The organism is Streptomonospora wellingtoniae, from assembly GCF_031845375.1.
Classification (GTDB): Bacteria; Actinomycetota; Actinomycetes; order Streptosporangiales; family Streptosporangiaceae; genus Streptomonospora; species Streptomonospora wellingtoniae.
This window is the reverse complement of record NZ_JAVREK010000002.1, coordinates 308,036-321,529: the sequence shown is the minus strand read 5'-3', so window position 1 is coordinate 321,529 and position 13,494 is coordinate 308,036. Positions and strand designations below refer to the sequence as shown.

The window sequence follows — 13,494 nt, the reverse complement described above, 5'->3', positions numbered from 1 at the left end:
GTCATTCCCGATCGGCAGCGGGGCCGTCCGGCGGCGCGTCGGCGTGCCCGGCGCCCGCGGCGCGGCCCACACCGCCGGGACGCCCGGCCAGGCCCATGCGCAGGAACAGCTCCGGCGCGCCCAGCGCCGACCAGGCGCCCAGCACCGCGAAGACCAGGTACTCGCGCAGCAGCCCCGCACTGCCCGCGGCACCGGGGACGGCGACGTCGGCCACTGCGAGGATCAGGACCGTCCCGGAGATCCCGACCACATAGCGCGCCGCGCGCGAGACCGCCGAGCCCGCCGCGCTGTACCAGCCGCGCACGGCCAGCGCCGACAGCCCGAGCACGCCGCCGAAGAGGCCGCCGGCGACCCCCGCGGTGTGCTCCAGCGAGGCGTCGCCGATCCCGGGCGGAACCGAGCCGGTCCACTCCTCGGGCGGGGTCCAGTCGGCGTGGAACAGCGCCTGCCACCCGGCGGCGGCCAGCAGCGGGGCCAGCGAGGCGGCGAGCGCGAGGCCCGTCTGCGCAGGCAGGCCCAGCCGCCGCCAGCGCGCCAGCAGCGCGTCCTCGTAGCGCAGTGCGGCCCACAGGGCAGCCGCGCCCAGCAGCCAGCCGGCCAGCACGTCGGTGACGAAGTGCGCGCCGAGGTAGATCCGCGTCAGACCGACCGCCGCGACGATCGCGGCGGCCGCCCACCACGCCCCCCTCCGGCGAAGGCGCAGTGCTCCGTATCCCCAGAGCACCAGGGACGTCGCGGCGTGGGCGGAGGGCGCGCCGAAGGTGGTCTCGCCGGCCAGCGGGCGCACGGAGAGGTGGAACCAGGAGGGCCGCGCACCGTGCAGGGCGATCTTGAGCAGGTCGGCGACCAGAGCGGCGCCGGCGGCGATCAGGTAGAGGCGCGCGCCCACCGCCGGGTGCAGGCTCCAGAACACCAGGGGCACGAGCACCAGCAGCAGCGCCTGGGAGCCGAGGAGGGTCACGGCCTCCATGGGCGCCTCAAGCCACCGGCCCCAGCTCTGGATCCACTCGACCACGACGATCTCGACGTCCCACACCGCGTCCATGCACACCTCGCGTATCGCGACCACCGGCCGCCCTTGGCGGCCGGGCCTGGAGCGCGCCCCACCGATGCTCTCCTACACCGGATTCCAGACCTCGGATTATCGGGTTCCTTCGGATGAGAGGGGATCGTAGACGCCTGCGCGCCGATCCTCCAAGCCGCCCGGCTACCCGGCGGCCTTCTGCGCCCGCGCGCGCAGCGCCCGGACCGCGGCGGCGGGGTCGTCGGCCTTGTACACCGACGAGCCCGCGACGAACACGTCGGCTCCGGCCTCCGCCGCCCGCTCGACGGTCTCGTCGGTGATGCCGCCGTCCACCTGCAGCCAGACCGAGCCCCCGCCGGCCGCGATCAGCTCGCGGGCACGGCGGATCTTCGGCAGCACCAGGTCGAGGAACGCCTGGCCGCCGAACCCGGGTTCGACGGTCATCATCAGCAGCATGTCGACCTCGGGCAGCAGGTCGGCATAGGACTCCAGGGCGGTGCCGGGGTTCAGCGCCAGCCCGGCCCGCGCGCCCTGCCCGCGGATCTCCCGCAGGGTCCGCACCGGCGAGCGCGCCGCCTCGGCGTGCACGGTGACGCTGCCGGCTCCGGCCTCGGCGTAGGCGGGCGCCCAGCGGTCGGGGTCTTCGATCATCAGGTGGCAGTCCATCGGCACGTGCACGGACGTGAGCAGCGACTCCACGACCGGGAGGCCCAGGGTCAGGTTGGGCACGAAATGGTTGTCCATCACGTCGACGTGCAGCCAGTCGGCCGTACCGGAGACCGCCGCCGCCTCGTCGGCCAGGTGCGCGAAGTCGGCGGACAGAATGCTGGGTGAGATTTGGATTGCCACGCGCCCGAGTCTATTAGCGGATCGGTGCAGGTCCCGCGCCGCCCGGCGCTGTGTGCGGTGCCCGCGGGGCCGCCTCAGCGCTTGCGCAGCAGGGCCAGGAACATGGCGTCGGTGCCGTGGCGGTGCGGCCAGAACTGGACGTAGCGCCCGTCGGGCCCGGCCGCGACGTCGGGGACCTCGCCGAGGTGGTCGGCGGCGCGCAGCGGCTCGGCGTCGGAGCGTTCGGCCAGGACCCCTTCGACGACGCCGCGCGTCTCGGCCAGGTGCGGCGAGCAGGTCACGTAGGCGACCACGCCGCCGGGGCGCGCGGCGTCCAGCGCGCGGGACAGCAGGCCGCGCTGCAGCGGCTCCAGGTTCGCGGCGGTCTCGGGCGTGCGCCGCCAGCGCGCCTCCGGGCGCCGGCGCAGCGCGCCCAGACCGGTGCAGGGCGCGTCGACCAGCACGCGGTCGAAGGCGCCGTCGCGCCAGGCCGGGCGCGTGGAGTCGGCCACCACGGTGCGGCCCGCGTCGCGCGGCGAGCGTTCCACCGCTGCGGCGACCAGGCCCGCCCGGGCGGGCTGGACCTCGGCGGCCAGCAGGCGGGCGTCCCGCCTGCCCGCAAGCCCGGCCAGCAGGGCGGCCTTGCCGCCGGGTCCGGCGCAGGCGTCCAGCCAGCGGGAGTCGGCGCCGTCGAGCCCGACGCGGGTCAGCGCGAGCGCGACGAGCTGGCTGGCCTCGTCCTGCACCGCGGCGCGGCGCTGGCGGACCTCGCGCAGCTGCGCGGGATCGCCCTCGGGCAGGTAGGCGCCGTAGGGCGAGTACTGCGCGGGCGCGGCGCCGCCGCCGACCAGGTCCTCGACCGCGGCACGTCCGGGCTTGGCGACCAGTGTCACCCCCGGCCGCTCGTTGTGCGCGGCGAGCAGGCGCTCGGTCTCGGCCAAGGGCCCGCCCGCCTCCGCCTCGGCGCCGGAGGCGCCGCCCCGGGCGTCCTCGCCCAGGGCGGCGGCGAGGGCTTCCACGATCCAGCGCGGGTGGCTGTGGACCACGCTGAGGTGGCCGACGGGGTCGGCCGCGCGGTCGGGGGCCACGATCGCGGTCCAGTCGTCGAGGCCGCGGCGGCCCACCTTGCGCAGCACCGCGTTGGCGAACCGGCCGCGGTGGTGGCCGACCACCCGGCGGGCCAGGTCGACGGTCGCGCTGACGGCGGCGTGCGGCGGAATGGCAGTGGAGAGCAGCTGGTGGGCGCCCAGCCGCAGGACGGGCAGCACCTCGCTGTCGACCGAGCGGAGCGAGCGGTCGATGCAGGCGTCCAGGATCGCGTCGTAGGTGCCCTGGCGGCGCAGGGCGCCGTAGGTGAGCTCCGTGGCGAGAGCGGCGTCGCGCCCGTGGAGGCCGCGCTCGCGCAGCATGGAGGGAAGCAGCAGGTTGGCGTAGGCGTCGCGGTCCTGCACCGCCCGCAGCACGTCGTAGGCGGTCCGCCGCGCCGGGTCCTTCGGAGCGGGCGGCGCGGTCTTGCCGCCCTTTTCGCCACTCCCCCCGTTCGTGCGGGGCGAGGAGCGGTGGGACGGACGGGAACGGTCACTCACAGGGAACTCTGCCTTCAGCCTCACCAGGGGGTCTGCACTCGGCCCGCGCGCCGATCCCCCTGGCCACGGGCGCAGGGGCCGGTTGTGGGCTCGGGAGCGGGGAGCGGGCCGCCCTGTCGAGGATACTCACTCTGCGTACCCGATGCCCCCCTGCGCCCGGGATGGGGCGGTCCGGCGGCCGGTACGCGGCCTCAGCCGGCGCCCAGGACGTCGGCCTCCGCCGGGCGCACGCCGCGGGCCCAGTCGACGGCGGGCATGCGCCGCTTGCCCTGGGGCTGGACCTCGCCCAGTTCCACCGGGTGCGTGGCGGTGCCGGCGAAGACGCGGTCCCTGGTGAGGCCGATGCGGCCGGGCGGCAGTGCGTCGGCGCCGGTGACCGGTCGGACCGGCCCGAGCTTCAGGCGCTCGCCGCGGAAGGTCGTCCACGCGCCGGGGGCCGGTGTGCACGCCCGGATGAGGCGGTCGACCCGCATCGCCGGCGCGGTGAAGTCGACCTCGGCGTCGGCGGGGGCGAGCTTCGGTGCGAAGGAGACGCCGTCTCCGCTCTGCGGGCGCGGCGCCAGCTCGCCGGACTCGATGCCGTCCAGGGTGCGCAGCAGCAGACCGGCCCCCGACTCGGCGAGACGGGTGAGCAGGTCGCCGCTGGTGTCGTGCGGGCCGATGGGTTCGACGACCGTGCCGAAGACCGGGCCGGAGTCGAGGTCGGGTTCGATGCGGAACGTCGCCGCCCCGGTGAGGTCGTCGCCGTGCAGCACCGCGTGCTGCACCGGCGCGGCGCCGCGCCACTGGGGCAGCAGCGAGAAGTGCAGGTTCACCCAGCCGCGGGCCGGGACGTCCAGGGCGTCCTGGCGCAGCAGCGCGCCGTAGGCCACCACCGGGCAGCAGTCGGGGGCGATCTCCCGCAGCCGGCCGAGGAACTCCGGGTCGCTCGCCTTCTCCGGCTTGAGCACCTCGACGCCGGCGTCCTCGGCGACCTGGGCGACCGGGCTCGGCGCAAGGCGCCGCCCCCGCCCCGAGCGGGCGTCGGGCCGGGTCGCCACCGCCGCCACGTCGTGGTGGGAGCTCAGCAGCGTCGTGAGCGAGGGCACCGCCGCTTCAGGAGTTCCCGCGAAGACCAGTTTCATACGCCGCTCTTTCTCACCTGTTCTCGTCCTGCGCAGCACCTTGTCTATCAGTCCGCCCGCCGGTGCGGACGCCGATCACCCGGTCGGGGCCGCGTCGGCGCAGCGCGGCGGGGGTGTCGGCGGGCTCTGGTAGACCTGTTGTCCGATGACTCCGCCGCCCGACCCCGACGAGGGGACGCTGTTCGACGTGCCCCGCTCCGCCGCGGGGGCCGCAGGGGTGCCGCCGCCGGAGGGGCGGGGCGCGGCGGAGTCCGCGGATGCGGCCGGCAGCGAGGGCAGCACCGGGAACGCGGGCAGGGGCGCTGCCGGGGGCGGCGCGAAGCCCGCCCGGGGCGCCAAGCGCCCCGAGCCGCGACGCCCGGCCGATTGCGACCCGGTCGCCCGCGTCGCGGTCGACACCCCGCTCCCCCACCTCGACCGGCTCTTCGACTACCGGGTCCCCGAGAGCATGGACGCCGACGCCGTTCCGGGATGCCGGGTCCGGGTCAGATTCAACGGGCAACTGCTCACCGGCTTCCTGGTCGAGCGCCGGGCCGAGTCCGACTTCCAGGGCCGGCTGGCCTACCTGCACCAGGTGGTCTCGCCCGAACCGGTCCTCACCCCCGAGATCGCCGGTCTGGCCCGCGCGGTCGCCGACCGCTACGCGGGCACCTTCAGCGACGTGCTCCGGCTGGCCGTGCCGCCGCGGCACGCCCGGGTCGAGAAGGAGGAGGCGCGGGCGGCCGCCGAAGCCGCGGAGAGCGGTGCGGAGACCGCGGAGGGCGCCGACGAGCCCGGACCCGGGTCCGGCACCGCGGCCGCGCCGGACGAGGGGGCCGACGGCTCCCCGGACGGTGCGTGCACCGGGTCGCCGACCCGGGACTCGCAGGAGGCACCGGCCGACTCCGCGCCGGAGCAGGCCGGCCCCGCGGCCGCGCCCGGCGCCGCCGGACCGGACGGCGGCGCCGACAGCACGCTTCCCGGCCCCGAGCCCGGCCCCTGGGCCGCCTACACCGCCGGCCGCTCCTTCCTGACCGCGCTGCGCTCGGGCGCGGCGCCGCGCGCGGTGTGGGGCGCGCTTCCGGGCCCCGACTGGGCCGAGGCGATCGCCGTCGCGGCCGCCACCGCCGACGCCGCGGGCCGGGGCGCGGTCGTGGTCGTGCCCGACGGCCGCGACGTCGAGGCCGTCGACGCCGCCCTGAACCGGCGGTTGGGCGAGGGCCGCCACGTCGCGCTGACGGCCGGTCTCGGCCCCGCTGAGCGCTACCGCCGGTGGCTGGCGGCGCTGCGCGGCCGCGTCCGCGTGGTCGTCGGAACCCGCGCCGCCGCGTTCGCGCCGGTACACGACCTGGGGCTGGTCGTGCTGTGGGACGACGGCGACGACGTCCACGCCGAGCCGCACGCGCCGTATCCGCACCCGCGCACGGTGCTGACCATGCGTGCGCACCGGGCGCAGGCGGCGGCGCTGGTCGGCGGCTTCACCCGCACCACCGAGGGCGCCCAGCTCGTCGAGTCCGGGTGGGCGCACCCCCTGGCGGCCGACCGCGCGACGGTGCGCGAGCGCGCGCCGCGCGTGCAGGCCTCGGGCGACGACAGCGAGCTGGCCCGCGACGAAGCCGCCCGCACCGCCCGCATCCCCAGTCTCGCGCTGCGCGTGGCGCGCGAGGCCGCCACCGACGGTCCGGTGCTCGTCCAGGTGCCGCGCCGGGGCTACCTGGCCTCGCTCGCCTGCGGTTCCTGCCGGGCGCCCGCGCGCTGCGGCTCCTGCCAGGGCCCGCTGGCGGTGCGCGGTGCGCACGCGATGCCCTACTGCCGCTGGTGCGGCCGGATCGCGGGCGAGTGGACCTGCGCGTCCTGCGGCGCTTCCCGGATGCGTGCGGGCGTGGTCGGTGCGCGCCGGACCGCCGAGGAGCTGGGGCGGGCGTTTCCCGCCCTGACGGTGCGCACCTCGGGGCGGGAGGGAGTGCTCTCCGGCGTCGGCGGGCGCCCCGCGCTCGTGGTGGCCACCCCCGGGGCCGAGCCCGCAGCCGAGGGCGGCTATGCGGCGGCCGTGCTGCTGGACGGCTGGGCGCTGCTGGGCCGCGCCGACCTGCGCGCCTCCGAGGAGGCGCTGCGCCGCTGGTGCAACGCCGCGGCCCTGGTGCGCCCGGCGGCCGAGGGCGGCCGGGTGGTGGTCGTCGCCGACGCCCAGGTGTCGGCCACCCAGGCGCTGGTGCGCTGGGACCCGGGCGGATTCGCCGAGCGCGAGCTGGCCGAGCGCCGCGAGCTCGGGTTCCCTCCGGCGGTCACGATGGCCTCGGTCACCGGCGGACCAGCACACGTGCGCGAAATACTGGACCAGGTCGAGCCGCCCGCGTCCGCGGAGCTGCTGGGGCCGGTGACCGTGGGCGGCGCCGGGGCGGAGGCCGGCGACTCCGCCGACGAGCGCGCCCTGCTGCGCGTACCCCGCTCCGACACCCTCGCGCTGGCCGCGTCCCTCAAGGCCGCCGCCTCGGCCCGCAGCGCCCGCAAAGACGAGCACCTCGCCCAGGTCCGAATGGACCCGCTCGATGTGGTGTAGGCGATCCGCGGCCGACGCGGATTCCGCAGCGCCGACCGAGGCGGAGGCGGATTCCGCGAATGCGCGCCCGTCCGGCCTCCGAGTCGGTGGAGTTCGGGAAATCAGCGCCGGAACCGGGGCACGCGCTGAATACTTGGTTCCATGCGATCGGGGAGGCATCATGGTTGTCATGAGCATCGAGGAAGCGGATCCTCAACAGCATCCGCTGACGGTGGAGGACCTGGAACGAACACCGGACGACGGTCGGCGCTACGAACTGGCCGAAGGGCGGCTTGAGGTGTCGCCCGCTCCGACGTTCTTTCACACGCTCATCAACGACCGGTTGAGTTTCGCCTTGAACAGCCAGGCTCCCAGAGGTTTCACGATGGTCAGCGGGGCGGGCATCAATTTCAACGCCGACCGCACACATCATCGAGTTCCCGACCTATCGGTCATCGCGTCCACAGCACGGGAATCCCCGTATCTCACGCGGGCTCCCCTACTGGCTGTGGAGATCGTCTCGAAGTCGAGCGTGTTCCACGACCACCACACCAAGCGCATCGAATACGCCAAATTCGGTATCGAATCCTACTGGATCATCAGCCCGGACGTAGAGGAGCCGGGGATCCTTGAGCTCCGCCTTGAGGACGGCCAGTACCGCGACGCTTCGCAAGCCTTCGGAAGCGACCTTTTCACGACCGACGCTCCGTTCCCGGTCTCTCTGGTTCCGTACTGGCTTGTGGCCGACAGCGACGCCTGGCGCGAAGAGATCAGCGGCAACGACACGCCCGACGTGGACTAAGGGGGCGCGCTGCCGAACCGTGCGGGCGGCTCATCCGCACGGGGACAGGCGCCGGCATGCGCCGGGCCCGGTCCGCGGGTGCGCCTCACAGGGCGTCGTCCCGGTGGGCCGGGTGGGAGCGGTAGAGGTCGCGCAGCAGGGCGATCTCGGCGTGGTGGTGGATGACCTCGCGGTTGACGTGCAGGGCAAGGGCCGCGAACGGGCGCTGCGACCACTCCGCGGGTTCCGCGGCTCCCACCGGGGCCGCGAAGTCGGCCCCGCTCAGCTTGCGCACCTCGTCGCGCCAGCGCCGGTGGGCGCGCTCCAGCCGGTCGAGGGCATGGTCGGCGCCGCCCGGCCACACCGGCTCCTCCGGCGGCACGGCGCTTCCGCCGAAGTGGCGGTCGATGCGCGCCTCCAGCACCACCACGATGACGTGGCTGAGCCGCCAGGCGATGGTGGTGACCGGGGGAGGGTCCGGTTCGGGCCGGGCGAAGTCGAGCCCGAATCCGCCGTCCGGACGCGGCCGCACCGACCAGCAGCCCTCGACCGGCTCCCAGAAGTACTCGTCGTCGTCGAGCCCCTGCAGGCGGGGCCACATGGTGCGGGCCCAGTGGGACTCCAACTGGCCGAGGATCTCCGCACCCCACTCCGGCGCCGTCATGGCCGCCCCCTTCCGTGCCGCTCCGCCGATCCGCCGTGCCGGCGCTCCGCCGTACCCCCGGTGCCGTTCCCGCGCTGCGCGCCTCCCGCGGTCCTCTCGGACGGACGGCGTACTCAGCAGCGGCGGCCCAGCCCGGCGAGGAAGCCGGTGGGCTCACCGCTGACCTCCTCATCGGGATAGGGCCACCAGGCCATGTCCGCGAGTCCGGGCTCGACGAGGGCGAAGGGCCCGAACGCCGACGCCGCGATCTCCCGGGAGTGCGGGTCGCGCGCGTCGGGCACGGGCTGGGCGATCGCGACGTGCCCGCCGCGACCCATGCGCGCGTGCAGCGAGCGGACCAGGTCGTGGACGAGGACGCCGTCGCGCCGCAGCGCGGTCGTGTCGGTGACGAGGACGCCGACCGGCTCGTCGAAGTCGACGATGCCGCCCCCGGCGATGCGCTCCGTCAGCGCACCGGGGTCCATGCGCTCCACGGCGACCACGACCGCCGCGGTGTCGTCGGCGCCCGCGCGCCCGGCGCGCAGCGTGGCGCTGGACTCGGCGTCGACGTAGACGAGCCGGGAACCGGGCGCGTACTCGCGCGCAGCGCGGCCGATGCCCTCGTCCACCGGCAGGCGCGATCCCAGGTCGACGAACTGGCGGACGCCGGCGTCGGCGGCCAGATAGCCCACGGCCCGGCGCAGGAACCCGCGCCGGGCCTCGATCAGGGTGCCGCCGACCTGCGCCGGCACGCGGCCGTGCGCGCTCGCGGCGGCAGAGTATGCGGCTTCGCCGGCCCCCTCCGGCCACCCGCCGGCGCCGGAGTCTCCCCGTCCCCGTCGCTCGGCCATGTCCACTACGCGCTGGTCGGGGACCTCGGCCGCGGGCCGCTCGTCGTCGGTGTGCACCGCTCGCCGGTGGTCAGTCACGGTCGCGCTCCCCGGGCCGTCGGCCGGTGCCGCGGGCGCCCGGCGCCGCTGCGGGCGCGTGGTTCGCGCGGCCCGCGGGGTCCGGGACGGTGGCCGGTCGCCGCCGCACCTTCAGTTAGCGCCCGATGTTACCGGTTGTGAGGCAGATCATTCACCCGCGGAGAACTTCACGGTTCTTTTCCCGGACGCCCCCCTGGCGCTCCGGGCCCTGAGCGCCCGCTCTCAGCGGCGCACCCCGCCGCGCCCGGGCCCCGATTGACACGCCGCGGCGCCGGTCGGGAATACTGTGAAGCGCCTGCCCTCCCGCCGAGGGCGCCCGGCTTCCCCCGGCCGCCCGTCAGGCGTGAGACTCCAGCACACCGGGAGATCCGCATGTCCAAGGGGCATGCGGCGCGTAGCGCCGCCGCCGACGGGCGGCGGCGGGTCACGGGAGGGGGCGCTGTGCGCGCGAACGACGGCATCCGGCCGCTGCTGGAGGATCCGGGGATCATCCTCGTCTCCGGCTATGCCCGGCTGCCCGACACCGTGGCGAGCCATTCCCAGTACGAGCGGCTGGGCGTCGTGCTCGCGGTCGACGTGGCCGACGGCAGGATCGTCGCCGCCGACACCACCCTGCTCACCGACCTGGCAAAGGAGTTCTTCCGCGCGCTCGTCGAAGGCCTGTCGGTGACCCGGGACATGACCGAGATCGTGGACCGCGTGCAGCGCCGCTACGCCGGGCAGTCCGGCGGGGCGCTGGCCACCGCGCTGCGCCGCTGCCTGGAGGCCTTCCATCAGCGGTGCGCGGCCGAGCCGACGCAGGACCCGGCCGCGAGCGGGCCGGCGTGACCGGCCAGGCGCGCTCCGACCGGCAGGTGGGGCACAGCCCCTCCCCCGCGTCCGAAGAGGGCTTCGGCACGCCCGGCCGCCCGCTGGAGGGCGTGCGGGTGGCGGACCTGTCCCGCGTGCTGGCCGGCCCCTACGCGACGATGCTGCTGGCGGACATGGGCGCCGACGTGGTCAAGATCGAGCACCCCGGCCGCGGCGACGACACGCGCGCGTGGGGTCCGCCGTGGGCCGGCGGCGAGGCGAGCTACTTCCTCGCGGTCAACCGGAACAAGCGCAGCCTGGCCGTGGACCTGAAGGATCCCGAAGGGCTCGCCGCGGTGCAGGAGGTCTGCGCGGGCGCCGACGTCGTCATGCAGAACTTCCGCCCCGGCGTGGTCGACCGCCTGGGACTGGGCTACGCCGAGGTGAGCGCGCGCAACCCCGCCGTCGTCTACTGCTCGATCAGCGGCTTCGGGCCGGAGCACGCGCCGGCCGAGCGGCCCGGCTTCGACCTCATCGTGCAGGCCGAGAGCGGGTTCATGGCCGCCACCGGCGAACCCGGCGGCCCGCCGACCAAGGCCGGGGTGGCCATCACCGACGTGCTCACCGGCCTCAACGCCGCGGTTGCCGTCCTGGGCGCCCTGGTGCGCTCGCGCGCCACCGGCCGCGGCGAGCACGTCAGCGCCTCCCTGGTCAACTCGGCCTTGTCGGGACTGGCCAACGTCACCCAGCAGGCGCTGGTCACGGGGACCGAGCCCGCGCGGGTGGGCAACACCCACGGCTCCATCGTGCCGTACCAGGCGTTCGCCACCGCCGACGCCGACATCGTCGTCGCCGCCGGAAACGACGCGCTCTATGGGCGGCTGTGCTCGGTGCTGGGCCGCAGCGACCTCGCCGCCGACCCGCGGTTCGCCACCAACCCCGACCGGGTGGCCCACCGCGCGGAGTTGGTGGCCGAGATCTCGGGCGAGCTGCGCACCCGGCCGGCCGCCGAGTGGCTTGAGGCGCTGCTGGCGGCCGGAGTCCCGGTCGGGCGGGTCCGCGGCGTGCTCGACGCCGTCGGGAACGCCCAGCTGGCCGGCGACGACGTGCTGCTGCACGCCGAGCACCCCGCGGCGGGACCGCTGGACCTGGTGCGCGCCGGGTTCCGGTTGGACTCGGCCGCCGGCGAGAGCACCGCCGCCCCTCCGCCGCTGCTGGGCGAGCACTCCGCGCGGGTGCTGGCCGAGACAGGCCTGCCCGCCGACCGCGTCGCCCGGCTGATCGATCGGGGCGCCGTCCTCCAGGCCCGGCGCGAGGACGCCGGCGCCGGTGGAGCGCCGCCGACCGGCTGACCGCCCGGCGCCCCCCGGCACGAGCACCGCCCCGTCCCGCGCCGCCGGCTCCGCAGCACGACCCGCCCGCCACGTGAAGGAGGCACCGCCCAGATGAGCGACCAGCACCGCCCTCAGGCGCCCGACCCGCAGGACTTCCTCGCGCTCGACGCGACGCTGTCGGCGGAGGAGGCCGACATCCGCGACGCTGTCCGCACCTTCGCGAACCGGGAACTGCTTCCGCACGTCGCCGACTGGTACGAGGCAGGCACGCTGCCCGACCCGCGCGGGCTGGCCCGGGCCTTCGGCGAGCTGGGCGTGCTGGGCATGCACCTGGAGGGCTACGGGTGCGCGGGTGCGGGGGCGGTCTCATATGGCCTGGCCTGCCGCGAGCTGGAAGCGGTCGACTCCGGGCTGCGCAGCTTCGTGTCGGTGCAGGGGTCGCTGGCCATGTACGCCCTCCACCGGTTCGGCTCGGCGGAGCAGAAGCAGGAGTGGCTGCCGCGGATGGCGGCAGGCCAGGCGATCGGCTGCTTCGGGCTGACCGAGCCCGACTCGGGCAGCGACCCGGGGTCGATGCGCACCCGCGCCCGGCGGGACGGCGCGGACTGGGTGCTGGACGGCACCAAGATGTGGATCACCAACGGCTCGGTCGCCGACGTGGCGATCGTGTGGGCCGCCACCGACGAGGGCGTCCGCGGGTTCGCGGTGCCCGCCGACACCCCCGGATTCACCGCCAACACGCTGCACCGCAAGCTGTCCCTGCGCGCCTCGATCACCTCCGAGCTCGTCCTGGACGGGGTGCGGCTGCCCGGGGACGCGCTGCTGCCCGGCTCGGCGGGCCTGGGCTCGCCGCTGTCCTGCCTCAACGAGGCCCGGTACGGCATCGTGTGGGGCGCGGCCGGCGCAGCGCGCGCCTGCTACGCCGCGGCGCTGGACTACGCCGGCACGCGCGAGCAGTTCGGCGGGCCCATCGCCGGCTTCCAGCTGACCCAGCGCAAGCTCGCCGACATGGTGCTGGACGTGAACCAGGCGGGGCTGACCGCGATGCGCATCGGCCGGCTCAAGGAGGAGGGCGCCTGCCATCGCAACCACATCAGCCTGGGCAAGTTCGGCAACGTGGCCGCCGCCCAGCGGGTGGCGCGCACCGCGCGCTCGCTGCACGGCGCCAACGGCATCACCCTGGAGTATCCGGTCATGCGGCACATGGCCAATCTGGAGACGGTGGCCACCTACGAGGGCACCGAGGAGATCCACGCGCTGAGCATCGGCCAGGCGGTGACGGGCGTCTCGGCGTTCCGGTGAGGCGCCGCAGGGTGCGGGCGCTCCGCGGAACCACCAGAATGGGGGGCAACCGAGCAAGGGAGACGTCGATGCCAGACCAGGCCGGCCGCTTTCCCCGTACACGGCTGCGGCGCACCGCCAACGCCGTCATCGCGGGCTTCATCACCTACGGCATCAGCCCCGGCGAGATGCGGCTGCTGACCACGCGCGGCAGCAAGTCGGGGTTCCTGCGGACGACACCCGTCAGCCTGGTGGAGAACGAGCAGGGAAGGTTCCTCGTCGGCGCGTACGGCGAGACGGGCTGGGTGCGCAACATCCGCCGCGACGGCTTCGCCACGCTGCGCCGCGGCGGGTGGATCGAACTGATCAGCGTCGAGCAGACCGGACCGGAGCGCGCGGCGCGCGTGCTCAAGGAGTACCTGGACCACCCGCGCGCCGCGGTGGTGGCCGGACAGTTCACCGCCGCACCGGACTCCCCGGTCGAGGCGTTCGGGCAGGAGGTCGGCTCCCACCCCGTCTTCGAGATCGTCCGCAGTACCACCGTGCGCCTGTAGCCCCGCGGGGGTGTACAACCAAAGCCGCACACCGGCCGGGCATCCGGGAGGATGTGCCGGAGGATCCGTTCGGCCAGGCTGAACGTCCGGGCGGGGCCGCGAG

Annotated in this window: 12 protein-coding genes; 6 read left to right on the top strand and 6 right to left on the bottom strand. The window is 75.6% G+C overall.

Annotation, left to right across the window (positions count from 1 at the left end; translation table 11 throughout):
- Position 1: 1 nt before the first annotated feature.
- The 4 genes from RM446_RS03215 to fmt form a co-directional block, all read right to left on the bottom strand.
- Complete coding sequence (locus RM446_RS03215; protein ID WP_311543537.1) at positions 2 to 1,069, bottom strand: phosphatase PAP2 family protein; 1,068 nt, start codon at positions 1,067 to 1,069, stop codon at positions 2 to 4.
- A gap of 138 nt (positions 1,070 to 1,207) precedes the next feature.
- The gene (gene rpe, locus RM446_RS03210; protein ID WP_311543536.1) at positions 1,208 to 1,873 is read right to left on the bottom strand and encodes a ribulose-phosphate 3-epimerase; all 666 of its coding nucleotides are present in this window, start codon (positions 1,871 to 1,873) and stop codon (positions 1,208 to 1,210) included.
- A 74-nt stretch (positions 1,874 to 1,947) separates the two neighbouring features.
- Positions 1,948 to 3,438 (bottom strand): RsmB/NOP family class I SAM-dependent RNA methyltransferase, encoded by a 1,491-nt coding sequence (locus RM446_RS03205; protein WP_311543535.1) that lies wholly within the window; start codon positions 3,436 to 3,438, stop codon positions 1,948 to 1,950.
- 191 nt (positions 3,439 to 3,629) lie between these two features.
- Positions 3,630 to 4,562, bottom strand: a complete 933-nt coding sequence (gene fmt, locus RM446_RS03200; RefSeq protein WP_311543534.1) for a methionyl-tRNA formyltransferase — start codon at positions 4,560 to 4,562, stop codon at positions 3,630 to 3,632.
- A gap of 145 nt (positions 4,563 to 4,707) precedes the next feature.
- Here fmt and RM446_RS03195 point away from each other — a divergent pair, with 145 nt between their 5' ends.
- Both RM446_RS03195 and RM446_RS03190 read left to right on the top strand, forming a co-directional pair.
- On the top strand, positions 4,708 to 7,101 hold the full coding sequence (locus RM446_RS03195) for a primosomal protein N' (protein WP_311543533.1): 2,394 nt from the start codon (positions 4,708 to 4,710) through the stop codon (positions 7,099 to 7,101).
- A gap of 160 nt (positions 7,102 to 7,261) precedes the next feature.
- On the top strand, positions 7,262 to 7,882 hold the full coding sequence (locus RM446_RS03190) for a Uma2 family endonuclease (RefSeq protein ID WP_398694340.1): 621 nt from the start codon (positions 7,262 to 7,264) through the stop codon (positions 7,880 to 7,882).
- Positions 7,883 to 7,967: 85 nt separating this feature from the next.
- Here the strand turns inward: RM446_RS03190 and RM446_RS03185 are convergent, their stop codons facing one another.
- Together RM446_RS03185 and RM446_RS03180 are read right to left on the bottom strand one after the other, a co-directional pair.
- The gene (locus RM446_RS03185; protein ID WP_311543531.1) at positions 7,968 to 8,525 is read right to left on the bottom strand and encodes a DinB family protein; all 558 of its coding nucleotides are present in this window, start codon (positions 8,523 to 8,525) and stop codon (positions 7,968 to 7,970) included.
- 113 nt (positions 8,526 to 8,638) lie between these two features.
- Positions 8,639 to 9,433 carry an SAM-dependent methyltransferase gene (locus RM446_RS03180; RefSeq protein ID WP_311543530.1) on the bottom strand — a complete coding sequence of 265 codons (795 nt, stop codon included), beginning with the start codon at positions 9,431 to 9,433 and terminating at the stop codon, positions 8,639 to 8,641.
- Positions 9,434 to 9,874: 441 nt separating this feature from the next.
- On the opposite strand from RM446_RS03180, the gene RM446_RS03175 reads away from it, so the two are divergent.
- The 4 genes from RM446_RS03175 (at position 9,875) to RM446_RS03160 (ending at position 13,391) form a co-directional block, all read left to right on the top strand.
- Positions 9,875 to 10,261 (top strand): DUF3870 domain-containing protein, encoded by a 387-nt coding sequence (locus RM446_RS03175; RefSeq protein WP_311543529.1) that lies wholly within the window; start codon positions 9,875 to 9,877, stop codon positions 10,259 to 10,261.
- On the top strand, positions 10,258 to 11,574 hold the full coding sequence (locus RM446_RS03170; protein ID WP_398694336.1) for a CaiB/BaiF CoA transferase family protein: 1,317 nt from the start codon (positions 10,258 to 10,260) through the stop codon (positions 11,572 to 11,574). Before RM446_RS03175 ends, RM446_RS03170 begins: the two co-directional genes overlap by 4 nt.
- A 93-nt stretch (positions 11,575 to 11,667) precedes the next feature.
- A complete protein-coding gene (locus tag RM446_RS03165; RefSeq protein ID WP_311543528.1) occupies positions 11,668 to 12,858 on the top strand; it encodes an acyl-CoA dehydrogenase family protein in 1,191 nt (396 codons plus the stop codon).
- Between the two features lie 68 nt (positions 12,859 to 12,926).
- Positions 12,927 to 13,391, top strand: a complete 465-nt coding sequence (locus RM446_RS03160) for a nitroreductase/quinone reductase family protein (RefSeq protein WP_311543527.1) — start codon at positions 12,927 to 12,929, stop codon at positions 13,389 to 13,391.
- Positions 13,392 to 13,494: the final 103 nt, after the last annotated feature.